Genomic DNA, 13,275 nt, shown 5'->3' with positions numbered 1-13,275 from the left:
GTAGGGCACAGGGCGCCTAAATCATGCAGTCCAGGCCGACACCCCACCCCGCCCCCGGCACCGACCCCCACCCGCAGCCGGCGCATGGCCACGTATACGTACACGTACACCCAGACGCCAGCCAAAACCCAGCCCCGCCGGCGTTTGAGGGGCAGGGGCCCGGGGACCGGTCCCCGGCAACGGCGCCGCACGACGGCCCCCGCCCGAACGGGCTACCGCCGACGCGAGGTCAGTTCGTCGTACACCGACAGGACTTGCGCCACGGTGTCGTCCTCCGACGGCCACGTCAAAGCCTGAGCCCGCCCGGCCAGCGCCAGCGCCCCCCGCCGCGCGGGATCCGCCAGCAACCCGGCCACCGCAGCGGCCAGCGCCCCCGCGTCCCCGTAGGGCACCAGCACACCCGCCGCCCCCACCAGCTCCGGCACACCGCCCACCGCCGTCGCCACCAACGGCACGCCCATCCGCAGAGCCTCCTGCGCGAGCGGCGACCGCGCCTCCCACCGGCTCGGCAGCACCGCGACATCGGCCGCCGCCAGCAGCCGCGCGGCATCCCGCCGCCGCCCGAGCAGCCGCACCGGCAGGCCCTCCGCCTGGATGCGCCGCGCGAGCTCCGCCCGCATCGGGCCCTCTCCCGCGATGACCAGCAGCGGCATCGGGTCCAGGTTCCGCCACTCCCGCGCCGCGTCCAGCAGTACGGAGTACCCGCGCCGCGGCACCAGACTCCCGACCGCGATCAGCAACGGCCGCTCCACCGAGCCGAGTTCCGCCCGCACCTTCCCGTGGTCCGGAGCGTCCGAAGACCCGGAGGAACGGGAAGACCCCGAAGACCCGGAAGGCCCCGCCGCAGCCGGCACCGCCACCGCCGCCAGCCGCGCGTCCCGCGCCCCCCGGAGCCGGGCCAGGTCCACCTGCGCCGAGGAGGCGCCGAGGACGATCGCCGCGGCCCGGGCGACGTGCCGCTCCAGCATCAGGCTCAGGCGGCCGCTGCCGGGGCCGCCGCCGTGCCAGCTCACGACCAGGGGGACCCGCCGCCCGCGCAGGGCCAGCGCCGCGCGCATGCCCGCCCGTACGCCGTGGGCGTGCACCACGTCGGCCTCGATGCACGCCGCCCGCAGCGCGCTCACCGCGTCCGGGGTGAACCGCGCCCCGGCGCCGGTGAAGTCGTACTCCCCCTCCGTCTCGACGGGTCCGCACACGGTGACCCGTACGCCGCGCGCGGCGAGCCCTGTGGCCAGCGACCGCACGTGCGCACCACCGCTCGCGCCGCCGAGCACTTGAACGGTGCGAAGGACGGGGACCGGGACCGGGGAGCTGCTCACGGGCCGAAGCTCCAGGGTGAGGGAGGAAAGGCAGGGACGTCGCTCAGAATGCCAGTCCGCACGCGCGTTCCGGGACCATACGGGTGCGGATCCCGTGTGAGATACCGCCCCGAGCCCCCGATCCTCACCCACACGGGCTAGCCGGGCGTCAGCGTGATGACGGTGGTGACCGTGACGACCGCGATCTCGACGAGGAGCCCTACTCCGAACTCCGGGCCGCCTCGAGCAGCTCTTCCGCGTGCGCCCGCGCCGACGCCGAGTCCTCGTGGCCGGCCAGCATCCGCGAAAGCTCGCGGATCCGGGCCTCGCCCTCCAGGACGGTGACGCCGCTGCGGGTCACGGACCCGTCGTTGGTCTTCTCGACCAGCAGCTGCCGGTCCGCGAAGGCCGCCACCTGCGGCAGGTGCGTGACGACGACCACCTGGGCCGACTTGGCCAGCTTCGCGAGCCGCCGTCCGACCTCCACCGCGGCCTTGCCGCCGACGCCCGCGTCGACCTCGTCGAAGAGGTACGTCGGCACCGGGTCGGAGCCCGCGAAGACGACCTCGACGGCGAGCATCACCCGGGACAGCTCACCGCCCGAAGCACCCTTGGCGATCGGCCGCGGCTGGGCGCCGGGGTGCGGGGCCAGCAGCAGTTCGACCTCGTCGACGCCCGAGGGCCCGTACGCGACGAGCCGGCCGCCGACCTCGACCCCCTCGGGGTCCTCGGTCTGCCGGACGTCGATGGTGACCCGTGCGTGCGGCATCGCCAGGGAGGCCAGCTCCTCGGTGACCGCCGACGCGAACCGGGTCGCCGCCTCGTTCCGTGCATCGGTCAACGCCTGCGCCAGTGCGGAGAGTTCCAGCCGCAGCCCGTCGCGCTCCGCGGTCAGTTCGTCGATCCGCTCGTCGTCGCCGTCCAGCTCGAGCAGCCGTACGGAACCCTGCTCGGCCCACTCCAGGACGGAGTCCACGCCGTTCGCGGTGGATCCGTACTTCCGGATCAGCTGGGTCAGCGCCGCCCGCCGCTCCTCCACGGCCGCCAGCCGCAGCGGATCGGCGTCCAGGTCGTCGGCGTACCCGGCGAGTTCCCCGGCCACGTCCCCGAGCAGGATGCCCAGTTCCCCGATCCGCTCGGCGAGCGCGCCGAGCGCCGGGTCGTGGGAGCGTACGGATTCCAGTGCGCGGTGCGCCCCCGCGACGAGCGCGCCCGCGTCGACGCCCTCGGGGTCCTCTACGTTGCCGGCCAGGGCGGCGTGCGCGACCTGGGCGGCCGAGGACAGGGATTCGGCGTGTCCGAGGCGCTCCGCCTCCGCCGCCAGCTCGGTGTCCTCACCCGAGAGCGGTTCCACGGCGGCGATCTCGTCGAGCCCGAAGCGGAGCAGATCGGCCTCCTGGGCGCGTTCCCGGGCCCGGGTGGTGATCTCCTCCAGCTCTCCGGCGACGGCGCGCAGCCTGCGGTGGGCGGCGGCGTACTTCTCCAGCGGGACGGCGACGGCGTCGCCCGCGTACCGGTCGAGGGCCTGGCGCTGCCGGGCGGGCCGGAGCAGGCCCTGCTGGTCGGTCTGGCCGTGGACGGCGACGAGGTCGTCGGCGAGTTCGGCGAGCAGGCCGACGGGCACGGAGCGGCCGCCGACGTGGGCGCGCGAGCGGCCCTCGGCGGAAACGGTCCGGCTGATCAGCAGGGCGCCGTCGTCGAGCTCGGCGCCGGCCTCCTCGGCGCGCAGCGCTGCGGGGGCGTCCGGGCGCATGACGATGCGCCCTTCGACGACTGCCGCCTTGGCCCCGATCCGCACCAGGGCGGGGTCGGCGCGCCCGCCGAGCAGCAGCCCGAGGCTGGTGACGACCATGGTCTTGCCCGCGCCGGTCTCGCCGGTCACCGCGGTGAAACCGGGTGACAGCTCGACCACAGCGTCGTCGATGACTCCGAGCGACCGTATCCGCATCTCCTCAAGCACGGGACGACGATACCGAGGTTTCATGGGTGCCATGTGACGTCACCCGCCCGAATCAGCTCGAACAATCATGCTATTTACGTACGCGCGATGCACCGAACCGGCGGTGACCCCGTACGGAACCCCTCGGGAACCGGCACGCGGCCACCGCGTCACCCGGGCCGTACTAGTGCGGGGCTCCGCGCCATCCAGACACCGGCAGCGCGAACTTCGCGACGAGCCGGTCCGTGAACGACGCGTGGTGCAGCCGGGCGAGCCGCACCGGCACCGTCCCCCGCCGGACCTCCACGCGGGCCCCGGCCGGCAGCTCCACCGTCCGCCGCCCGTCGCACCACAGCACCCCGTGCGGGGTCCCGGTCTGCACCTCCACGGCCAGTACCGAGTCGGGCGAGGTCACCAGCGGCTTCGCGAACAGCGCGTGCGCGCTGATCGGCACCATCAGCAGCGCCTCCACCTCCGGCCAGACCACCGGCCCGCCGGCCGAGAAGGCGTACGCCGTCGAGCCCGTCGGCGTCGCGCAGACGATCCCGTCGCAGCCGAAGCCGGACACCGGGCGCCCGTCGATCTCCAGGACCACCTCCAGCATCCGCTCCGGGGACACCTTCTGGACGGCCGCCTCGTTCAGCGCCCAGTCCCGGTGCACCACGTCCCCGTTGGTCCGCACGGTCACGTCGAGGGTCATCCGCTCCTCGACCTCGTAGTCGCGCGTCACGACCCGGTCCACGACCTTGTCCAGGTCGTCCCGCTCCGCCTCCGCGAGGAAGCCCACCCGGCCCAGGTTGACGCCGAGCATCGGCACCCCGGAACCGCGTGCGAACTCCGCGCCGCGCAGCAGCGTCCCGTCGCCGCCGAGCACGATGAGCAGCTCGCACCCGTCGAGCACCTCCGGCGTGCACTCGGACTCGGCCACCAGCTCCACCTCGGGCGGCAGCGGCAGGTCCACCGCCTCGTGCCGCAGCACCCGTACGCCCAGCCCGCTGCGCAGCAGACCCTGCACCACCAGCTCGGCACTGCGGATGGCCGCCGGCCGCCCGGTGTGCGCGAGCAGGAAGACGGTCCGCTTCCCCGACTGCCCTGACTGCCCTGACTTCCCTGACTCCCCCGACTGTGCCGGGTCCCCCGAAAGATCACTCACTGCGGCCCCTCCGCCACTGCACGGTCAACATCCGCCGGGTCGAGTGCCGGTGCCCCCGCCCGCAGCCACAGAAAATACTCGACGTTGCCCGAGGGGCCCGGAAGCGGGCTCGCGGTCACCCCGAGCACGCCCAGGCCCAGCTTCCACGCCTGCGCCGCGACGTCCCGCACGGCCTCGGCGCGCAGCTCCGTACTGCGCACCACGCCACCGCTGCCGAGCCGGTCCTTGCCGACCTCGAACTGCGGCTTGACCATCAGCACCAGATCCGCGTCGGGCGCGCAGCAGCGTACGAGCGCAGGCAGCACCAGCCCGATCGAGATGAAGGACAGGTCACCGACGACCAGGTCCACGGGCACCCCGTCGATCAGCTCCACCGTCAGCTCGCGCACGTTCGTGCGGTCCTTGACGGTGACCCGGTCGTCGCTCTGCAGGGACCAGGCGAGCTGCCCGTAGCCGACGTCGACGGCCATCACGTGCTCCACACCGGCGCGCAGCAGCACGTCGGTGAACCCGCCGGTCGAGGCGCCCGCGTCCAGCGCCCGGCGGCCCTCCACGCGCAGCCCCTGGGGCTGGAAGGCCGCGAGTGCCCCCGCCAGCTTGTGGCCGCCCCGGGAGACGTAGTCGGGGTCGCTGTCGTCCTTGAGGACGACGAGGGCCGCGCTGGTCTCGACCTGGGTGGCCGGCTTCGTCGCCGTATTGCCGCCCACGGTCACCCGGCCGGCGGCGATCAGCTGCGCGGCGTGCTCGCGCGAGCGGGCCATGCTGCGGCGTACCAGTTCGGCGTCCAGACGGCGGCGTGCCACTCCTGCCACGATCGGTTCAGCTCCTGTTTTCGTGCGGACGGGGGCCGATCGGCACGTCCAGCGCGGTCAGCGCGGAGCGCAGCCCCCTGTGCACATCCTCGTACACCTCGACGTGTCCGTCCGCCGGGAGGTGGTCCACGTCCGCCAGCCGCTCCAGCGCGGCGTCCGCCCCGGCGTGCCCGGTGGGGGTGCGTACGAGGCCCAGCGCGACCGGCCCGGAGGGCGCGGCCGGGGCTTCGTCCGGTTCCTGGGCCCCGGCGGGCACTTCTTCGCTCATGCCCCCGACGCTACCGCGTAGGGCGCCCGCAGAGCCGCGCGGCTCTGCGGTACGGTCGGGATCACGATGGCTACGATCGAGGAGTGCCGTGCGGCACTCGACCAACTCTCCGACAACCTGGCGCGGGCCGAAGGCGACGTGCGCGGTGCGACCGCGCTCGACCGCTCGCTGAGCTGCCACATCACCGACCTGGACCGGACCTTCACGGGCCGCCTCGACGGAGGCCGGATCCGCGTGGACGCGGTGGCCCCCGGCCCGCCCTCCGCCAAGGCCGAGATCCGGCTCGCGATGACCGGTGACGACCTGGTCTCCCTGGTCGCCGGCGACCTGAAGTTCCCGAAGGCCTGGGCCTCGGGCCGCATCCGCCTGGAAGCAGGCTTCCGCGACCTCCTCCGCCTCAAGAGCCTGCTCTAACCGAATCCGACGCCGCAGACGCAAATCCGGCACCACCGGGGCAAAGCCAGCCCCGCCAAATCCGTCGCCCCCGGCGTTTGAGGCGCGGGGTCCGGAGCGGAGCCCCGGGAGGCGGCGCCGCACGCCTCCTACCTCGCGCGAGCAACCACCCGCGCCGCGGGTATCACCAGCGGCGTCCCCGTCTCCGGGTCCGCAATGACTTGGCACCGCAGCCCGAACACCCGCTCCACCAGCTCCGCCGTGACCACCTCGGCCGGCGGCCCCTCCGCCACGACCTTCCCGTCCCGCATCGCGATCAGGTGGGTGGCGTAGCGGGCCGCATGGTTCAGATCGTGCAGCACGGCGACCAGCGTCCGCCCCTGCTCCTCGTGGAGCTCCGCGCAGAGGTTCAGCACCTCGATCTGGTGCTGGATGTCCAGGTAGGTCGTCGGCTCGTCCAGCAGCAGCAGCGGCGTCTGCTGCGCCAGTGCCATCGCGATCCACACCCGCTGGCGCTGCCCGCCCGACAGCTCGTCCACCGCCCGGTCCGCGAGCTCGGCGACCCCCGTGGAGGCCATCGACTCGTTCACGATGCGCTCGTCGTCCGCCGACCACTGCCGCAGCAGCCCCTGGTGCGGATAGCGGCCTCGCGAGACCAGGTCCGACACGGTGATCCCGTCCGGGGCGATCGAGGACTGCGGCAGCAGACCCAGCGTCTTGGCCACCTTCTTCGCCGGCATCGACCCGATGGCCTGACCGTCCAGCAGCACCCGTCCCTGCGAGGGCTTCAGCATCCGCGACAGGGCACGCAGCAGGGTGGACTTGCCGCAGGCGTTGGGGCCGACGATCACGGTGAAGGAGTTGTCGGGGATCTCCACCGACAGGTTCTCGGCGATGACCCGCTGGTCGTAGCCGAGGGTCACGTTCTCCGCGGTCAGCCGCTGCACTTGCCTGCTCCTCTGGTTGCTCATGCCCTGCCCCTCTGGCCCCTCTTGTTGCTCATATGCGGCCCGCCCTGCGCTCGGTGACGAGCAGCCAGAGCAGGTAGCAGCCGCCGACCAGCCCCGTCACCACTCCCACGGGCAGCTGGTCGGCGCCGAAGGCCCGCTGTGAGGCCCAGTCGGACACCAGCAGCAGGAGTGCGCCCATCAGCGCGCCGGTCAGCAGGCTCGCCCCGGGCGAGCGGGTCAGCCGGCGGGCGAGCTGCGGCGCGGCCAGCGCGACGAAGCTGATCGGCCCGGCCGCGGCGCTGGCCGCGGTGGTGAGCAGGATCGCCGCCACCATCAGCAGCAGCCGGGTGCGCTCCACCCGCACCCCGACGGCGTACGCCGCGTCGTCGCCCATCTCGATCATCCGCAGGGCCCGGCTCTGGCCGAGGACCAGCGGGAACAGCACCGCGCACGTCGCGAGCAGCGGCCAGACCTGCGCCCAGTCCCGGCCGGCGAGTGAGCCGGTCAGCCAGACCATCGCGCGGGTGGCCTCGACGAGCTGCGCCTTCGTCAGCAGGTACTGGATGACGGCGACCAGCATCGCGGAGGCGCCGATGCCGACCAGGACCAGCCGGTAGCCGTGGATGCCCTGCTTGTACGCGAGCAGGTAGACGGCCATGCCCGCCACCAACCCGCCCACCAGGGCCCCGACGGCCACCTCGCCGGCGCCTCCGTGGAACATCACGATGACCAGCAGTGCGCCGACGGCCGATCCGTAGCCGAAGCCCAGCACGTCCGGCGAGCCGAGCGGGTTGCGCGAGACGGACTGGAAGACGGCGCCGGCCATGCCGAGGGCCGCGCCCACCAGGACGCCGACCAGGACCCGCGGCAGCCGCAGGTCGTTGACGATGAACTCGTGCGCGGGCGTGCCGTTGCCCAGCAGGGTCTGTACGACGTCCCAGGGCGCGATGTCGAAGTCGCCGGTGCCGATGAGCAGGACGGCCGTCGCCAGCACGAGCACCAGGAGCAGCGCTCCGACGCCCAGCGCGCGCCGCTCCACGCGCAGCGAGATCCCGCCGGGCAGGTGTACGGGCCGGGGCCCGGTCCGGCGCCCGCGCGCCGCGCGGGGTGCGTCGGTCACTGTCACAGCTGGGCCATCCTCTTGCGCCGGACGAGGTAGATGAAGACGGGTCCGCCGATCAGCGCGGTGACGATGCCGACCTGGAGTTCGGCGGGCCGGGTGACGACCCGGCCGATGACGTCGGCGCCGAGCAGCAGGACGGGCGAGAGCACCGCCGAGTACGCGAGCACCCAGCGCATGTCCGGGCCGGTGAAGAACCGTACGAGGTGCGGGATCATCAGGCCGACGAAGACGATCGGCCCGCAGGCCGCGGTCGCGGCCCCGCACAGCAGGGTGATGGCGATCATCGCGCCGATCCGGGTCCGCGTCAGGTGCGCGCCGAGCGCCCGGGCGGTGTCGTCGCCCATGGCCATGGCGTTGAGCGGCCGGCCCAGGCCGAGCGCGAGGACCGCGCCGACCAGCAGGAAGGGCGCCACTTGCCGGACGGTGTCCATGTTCGCGGAGGCCAGCGAGCCCACGGTCCAGAAGCGGAGCTTGTCCAGCGCCTTGCTGTCCATCAGCTGCACGGCGTTGATGTACCCGACGAGGGCCGCGGTGGCGGCCGTACCGGCGAGCGCCAGTCGCACGGGCGTGGCGCTGCGGCTGCCGCCGAGCACGTACACGACCACGGAGACGACGGCGGCGCCGAGGAAGGCCCACCAGACGAACTCGCTCAGCGAGGACGCGCCGAAGAAGCTGATGGCCGATACGACGGCGGCCGCGGCCCCCGCGTTGACCCCGAGGATGCCCGGCTCCGCCAGCGGGTTGCGGGTCAGGGCCTGCATCACGGCGCCGGACAGTCCGAGGCCGAGGCCGACGAGCACGCCGAGGAGGGTCCGCGGGACCCGCAGGTCCCGTACGACGACGTCGGAGGCCGTCCCGGAGTAGTGGAACAGGCCGTGCCAGACCTCGTGGAGGGGCATCTGCTTGGCGCCGACGGCGATGCTCGCCACCACGACCAGCGCGAGCACGCCGAAGGCGGCGAGCAGACCGGCGGCTCGCGCACCGTGGCGCGAGCGGGTGGCAGCGGCCGGCGCCGCGCTCGGTTCGGGGGGACTCTCGACCAACACGAAAGTTAGGCTAACCTACCTTCCGCCGTGCTCGGCTCCCCCGAACGGCCCTCCGGACCGGGTCCTCGGACCCGGCCCCCACCGGCCCTGACCTGCCAGGACCCGACGACACCCCACCGGCAGCCCGGCTCCGCCGACTCCTGCGGGCCGTACAGATCACAGCTACCGACAGCCCCTTACACACCCTTACAACCCCAGCCTGGCCAGCGCCTTCCCCGCGTCCAGCCCGCACGAGCCGTCCCCCGCCCGGGTCCAGGCCGCCGCGCACAGCGCCCGCAGCCCGTCCATCGCACCGTCGGCACCATCGGCACCTTCCGGCCCGCCGTCCTCCCCGCGCAGCTCCAGTACGCCGTCCAGCGCCACCGCGGTCCAGCTCCCGCAGCGGAACCCGCCCCCGTCGGCCGGAACCACCTCCGGCTGCCCGGTCAGCAGCCCGCGCAGGTCCCGGTCCACGTACGTCGGCCGGTACTTCGGCTCGGCCCGCAGGAGCTGCGCCCCGTCCGTCACCCCGGTCAGCACCAGCAGCGAGTCCACGTCTCCGTTGAAGGCGCCCTCGATGTCGGTGTCCAGCCGGTCACCGACCACCAGCGGCCGCTTCGCCCCGGTCCGCAGCACGGTCTCGCGGTGCATCGGGGGCAGCGGCTTGCCGGCCACCTGCGGCTCCGCGCCCGTGGCGATCCGTACGACCTCCACGGCGGCCCCGTTGCCCGGCGCGATCCCCCGCGCCCCGGGAATCGTCAGGTCGGTGTTCGAGGCGTACCACGGCACCCCGCGGTTGATCGCGTACGAGGCCTCCGCGAACCTGCCCCACGGCAGATCGGGTCCCCCGTACCCCTGGACCACCGCGGCGAGCCCCTCCTCCTCGGCGGAGTCCACCGGCACCAGCCCGCGTTCGCGCAGCGCGACCCGCAGCCCCTCGCCGCCGATCACCAGCACCTTGGACCCGGGCCCCACCTGCTCGGCGATGAGACGGGCCACCGCCTGCGCGGAGGTGATCACCTCGCCGGCCTCCGTCGGGATGCCCAGCTCGCTCAGGTGCTCGGCCACCGCGTCCGGGGTGCGCAGCGCGTTGTTCGTCACGTACGCCAGGTGCATCCCGTCGGCCCGCGCCGCGGCGAGCGAGTCCACGGCGTGCGCGATGGCCTCACCGCCCGCGTACACCACCCCGTCGAGGTCCAGCAGGGCCGTGTCGTACGCCTGGTGCAGACTCCGCGCACTGCCCGCGGGAAGGGTCCTGCTCTGCCGGGTCATGGTGTCCGCTCCTCCTGGGGCCCCTCCCAGCGGCGGCTGGGGGGAGTTCGATCTTGTCCGGTTTCCGTACTCCCCCGATCATCCCGCATGGCGAGACGCGTCTTAGGATTCTCCAATGACCACATCTGGCACCGCGGACCACGGACTGCGCCTGATCCCGTTCCACGGCCTGCGCTATGTCCCCGAGCGCGTCGGCAGCTTGGCCGCCGTGACCTCGCCGCCGTACGACGTGGTCGTGCGCCCCGACGGACTCAACCACCTGGAGTCCGCGGATCCGCACAACATCGTCCGCCTGATCCTCCCGCAGGCCGACACCCCCGCCGCCCGCAACCAGCAGGCGGCGCACACGCTGCGCGACTGGCTCGCCGAGGGCATCCTCAGCGCCGATCCGGTGCCCGCGCTCTACGTCTACGAGCAGCGCCGGGGCGAGCTCCTCCAGCGCGGGGTCATCGGGGCCCTCGCCCTCTCCGCCGCCGACGCCGGGATCGTCCTCCCCCACGAGGACGTCATGCCGCACGTGGTCACCGACCGCGCCGGCCTGATGCGCGCCACCTCGGCCAATCTCGAGCCCCTCCTCCTGACCTACCTCGGCGAGGATCCGGCGGCGGGCGCGGCCGCGGTCGTCGAGCGCACCGCCCGCTCCACGCCGCTGTTCTCCACCACCACCGAGGACGGCTTCCAGCACCGGCTGTGGGCCGTCACGGACCCCGCCGACCTGGCGGCGATCACCGCCGACCTGGGCGACCGCCAGGCCCTCATCGCCGACGGCCACCACCGCTGGGCGACGTACCTGCGCCTCCAGGAGGAGCACGGCTCCCCCACCCCCTGGGACTTCGGCCTGGTCCTCCTCGTCGACACCGCCCGCTACCCGCTCCAGGTCCGCGCGATCCACCGGCTGCTCCGGCGCCTGGCCCCCGCAGTCGCCCTGGCCGCCCTCGTCGGCCGCTTCCGGGTCCGCACCGTCGACGGCCCGCTGCCGGCGGCCATGGCCGCCCTGGCCGAGGCCGCGGAGCTCGGCAACGCCTTCCTGCTCACCGGCGACGGCAGCTTCCACCTGGTCACCGACCCCGAGCCGGCCCTGATCGAGCGCACGGTCCGCGGCGACCGCCCCGAGGCCTGGCGCCGGCTGGACGCCACGGTGCTCCACGCGACCCTGCTGGACACGCTGTGGGCCGTCCCCGACGCCCCCGAGCAGATCTCGTACATCCACGACACCGAGGCCACCGTCGAGATGGCGGAGCGCCTCGGGGGCACGGCCGTCCTGCTGCACCCCGTGCGCGAGTCGGTCGTACGGGAACTGGCCCGCCAGGGCGTGACGATGCCCCGCAAGTCCACCTCCTTCGGCCCGAAGCCGGCCACCGGCCTGGTCCTGCGCAGCGTGGACTGACGGACCCCCGGTCGCCGGACCTCGAACCAACAAAAAAGGGCGGTACCCCCATCGGGGTACCGCCCTTCTCAGCTCACTCAGCCGTCGTCGCGGACTCCGGCCTCACGACGCCCGTCGTCCTGACGGTCGTCGTCCTCGTCCTCGTCCTCGTCGAGAACGACGACCTCGTCGGTGACGTCGACGTCGCCATCGACGTCACCTTCGTACTCGTCGTCGTCCTCGTCGTAGTACTCGGCCTGGTCGGAGGCACGCTCGGCCGCCACGACCTCCGGGTCGTCGTCCTCGTCCTCGTCGTCTTCCTCGACCTCGTCGTCGAACTCGTCCTCGACCTCGACGTCCGAGTCCTCGTCGGCGTCGGCGTCGTCGGCGGAGGCGTCGACGAACTCGACACCGTCCAGCTCGGCGAGACGGTCGGAGGCGTCCGTGGCCCCGTCCTTGTCGGCCTCGAGGGTCTTGGCGAACCACTCGCGCGCCTCGTCCTCACGACCGGCCGCCAGCAGGGCGTCGGCGTAGGCGTACCGCAGACGCGCGGTCCACGGCTGCACGGAGTTGGAAGCCAGCTCCGGGCTCTGCAGGGTAACGATGGCCGCGTCGAGCTGGTCCATGTCCCGGCGGGCGCCGGCCGCGACCAGCCGCATCTCGACCTGTCCGGCCTTGTCCAGCTTCTGCACCTCGGGCTCGCCGGCCATGGCCAGCGCCCGCTCCGGACGGCCGAGGCCGCGCTCGCAGTCGGCGATGACGGGCCACAGCTCGACCGAACCGGTCATCCGCTTGGCGGCGCGGAACTCCGCGATCGCCTCGGCGTACTTCTGGTTGGCGTACGCGGCGAAGCCGGCGGCCTCGCGCACGGCGGCGACACGGGAGGCCAGACGCAGCGCGATGCGCGAGTACGCGTACGCCTGCTCCGGGTCCTCGTCGATCAGCCGGGCCACCATGACCAGGTTCTTGGAGACTTCCTCGGCCAGCCCCTTGGGCAGGCTCAGCAGCTCCTGGCGAACGTCGGAGTCGATCTCGAAACCGGTGACGTCGTCGTCGATCGGAAGCCGCTTGACCGGGTCCCGGTCCGCACGGAAGTCACGGTCGCCACCACGGTCGTCACGACCACGGAACCCACCGCGGTCGCCACCCCGGTCGTCACGACGGGGGTAGGAGGGGCGGTCGCCGCCACGGTCGTCACGACCGCCACGGAACCCACCGCGGTCGTCATCGCGACGGGGGTACGACGGACGGTCGCCACCGGAGGGACGGTCATCACGACGCGGGTACGAAGGACGGTCACCACCGCGGTCGTCACGACCGCCACGGAACCCACCGCGGTCATCATCACGACGGGGGTACGACGGACGGTCGCCACCGGAGGGACGGTCATCGCGACGCGGGTACGAGGGACGGTCGCCCCGGTCGTTCCCACGGAAGCCGCCGCCGGTGGGACGGTCACCACGGTCGTTGCCGCGGAAGCCACCACCAGAGGGACGGTCGCCACCGCGGTCGTCACGACGCGGGAAGGAGGGACGGTCGCCGCCACGGTCGTCACGACCGCCACGGAACCCACCACGGTCGTCATCACGACGGGGGTACGACGGACGGTCGCCACCGGAGGGACGGTCATCGCGACGCGGGTACGAGGGACGGTCGCCCCGGTCGTTCCCACGGAA

The 13,275-nt window shown here is 73.4% G+C and carries 12 protein-coding genes and 1 pseudogene; 2 read left to right on the top strand and 11 right to left on the bottom strand.

Annotated features, from left to right (window positions below; genetic code table 11):
• Positions 1–212: 212 nt before the first annotated feature.
• The 5 genes from ACFVX6_RS39125 to ACFVX6_RS39105 all read right to left on the bottom strand — a co-directional run bounded on the left by ACFVX6_RS39125 (position 213) and on the right by ACFVX6_RS39105 (position 5,470).
• Positions 213–1,319: a glycosyltransferase family 4 protein gene (locus ACFVX6_RS39125; RefSeq protein WP_389699356.1), complete on the bottom strand. Its 1,107-nt coding sequence runs from the start codon at positions 1,317–1,319 to the stop codon at positions 213–215.
• 199 nt (positions 1,320–1,518) lie between these two features.
• Positions 1,519–3,246 carry a DNA repair protein RecN gene (gene recN, locus ACFVX6_RS39120; RefSeq protein ID WP_389699359.1) on the bottom strand — a complete coding sequence of 576 codons (1,728 nt, stop codon included), beginning with the start codon at positions 3,244–3,246 and terminating at the stop codon, positions 1,519–1,521.
• A 175-nt stretch (positions 3,247–3,421) separates the two neighbouring features.
• Positions 3,422–4,390 (bottom strand): NAD kinase, encoded by a 969-nt coding sequence (locus ACFVX6_RS39115; RefSeq protein WP_389699355.1) that lies wholly within the window; start codon positions 4,388–4,390, stop codon positions 3,422–3,424.
• Positions 4,387–5,202 (bottom strand): TlyA family RNA methyltransferase, encoded by an 816-nt coding sequence (locus tag ACFVX6_RS39110; RefSeq protein WP_250753412.1) that lies wholly within the window; start codon positions 5,200–5,202, stop codon positions 4,387–4,389. The genes ACFVX6_RS39115 and ACFVX6_RS39110 overlap by 4 nt, the downstream gene beginning before the upstream one ends.
• A 7-nt stretch (positions 5,203–5,209) precedes the next feature.
• On the bottom strand, positions 5,210–5,470 hold the full coding sequence (locus ACFVX6_RS39105; RefSeq protein ID WP_389699354.1) for a hypothetical protein: 261 nt from the start codon (positions 5,468–5,470) through the stop codon (positions 5,210–5,212).
• Between the two features lie 66 nt (positions 5,471–5,536).
• Between ACFVX6_RS39105 and ACFVX6_RS39100 the strand changes: the two genes are divergently transcribed.
• Complete coding sequence (locus ACFVX6_RS39100; RefSeq protein WP_250753418.1) at positions 5,537–5,884, top strand: SCP2 sterol-binding domain-containing protein; 348 nt, start codon at positions 5,537–5,539, stop codon at positions 5,882–5,884.
• A gap of 128 nt (positions 5,885–6,012) precedes the next feature.
• Here the strand turns inward: ACFVX6_RS39100 and ACFVX6_RS39095 are convergent, their stop codons facing one another.
• The 4 genes from ACFVX6_RS39095 to ACFVX6_RS39080 form a co-directional block, all read right to left on the bottom strand.
• Positions 6,013–6,834 (bottom strand): ABC transporter ATP-binding protein, encoded by an 822-nt coding sequence (locus ACFVX6_RS39095; protein ID WP_389699353.1) that lies wholly within the window; start codon positions 6,832–6,834, stop codon positions 6,013–6,015.
• 28 nt (positions 6,835–6,862) lie between these two features.
• Positions 6,863–7,939, bottom strand: coding sequence for a FecCD family ABC transporter permease (locus ACFVX6_RS39090; RefSeq protein ID WP_389699352.1), 1,077 nt, complete (start codon positions 7,937–7,939; stop codon positions 6,863–6,865).
• On the bottom strand, positions 7,936–8,979 hold the full coding sequence (locus tag ACFVX6_RS39085) for a FecCD family ABC transporter permease (RefSeq protein ID WP_389699358.1): 1,044 nt from the start codon (positions 8,977–8,979) through the stop codon (positions 7,936–7,938). The genes ACFVX6_RS39090 and ACFVX6_RS39085 overlap by 4 nt, the downstream gene beginning before the upstream one ends.
• 189 nt (positions 8,980–9,168) lie before the next feature.
• Positions 9,169–10,233: an HAD-IIA family hydrolase gene (locus tag ACFVX6_RS39080; RefSeq protein WP_389699351.1), complete on the bottom strand. Its 1,065-nt coding sequence runs from the start codon at positions 10,231–10,233 to the stop codon at positions 9,169–9,171.
• 115 nt (positions 10,234–10,348) lie between these two features.
• Here ACFVX6_RS39080 and ACFVX6_RS39075 point away from each other — a divergent pair, with 115 nt between their 5' ends.
• Positions 10,349–11,620, top strand: coding sequence for a DUF1015 family protein (locus ACFVX6_RS39075; protein WP_389699350.1), 1,272 nt, complete (start codon positions 10,349–10,351; stop codon positions 11,618–11,620).
• Positions 11,621–11,697: 77 nt separating this feature from the next.
• Here ACFVX6_RS39075 and ACFVX6_RS39070 read toward each other — a convergent pair whose 3' ends face one another.
• Positions 11,698–12,603, bottom strand: coding sequence for a hypothetical protein (locus ACFVX6_RS39070; protein ID WP_389699357.1), 906 nt, complete (start codon positions 12,601–12,603; stop codon positions 11,698–11,700).
• Positions 12,600–13,275, bottom strand: a pseudogene (locus ACFVX6_RS39065) (hypothetical protein); the annotation flags it as partial. The gene ACFVX6_RS39070 and the pseudogene ACFVX6_RS39065, both read right to left, overlap by 4 nt.

Source organism: Streptomyces sp. NPDC058289 (genome assembly GCF_042880975.1).
In the GTDB taxonomy this organism is placed as follows: domain Bacteria; phylum Actinomycetota; class Actinomycetes; order Streptomycetales; family Streptomycetaceae; genus Streptomyces; species Streptomyces stoeckheimensis.
The sequence above is the reverse complement of the archived record's forward strand: the minus strand, read 5'-3'. Positions and strand labels throughout refer to the sequence as shown.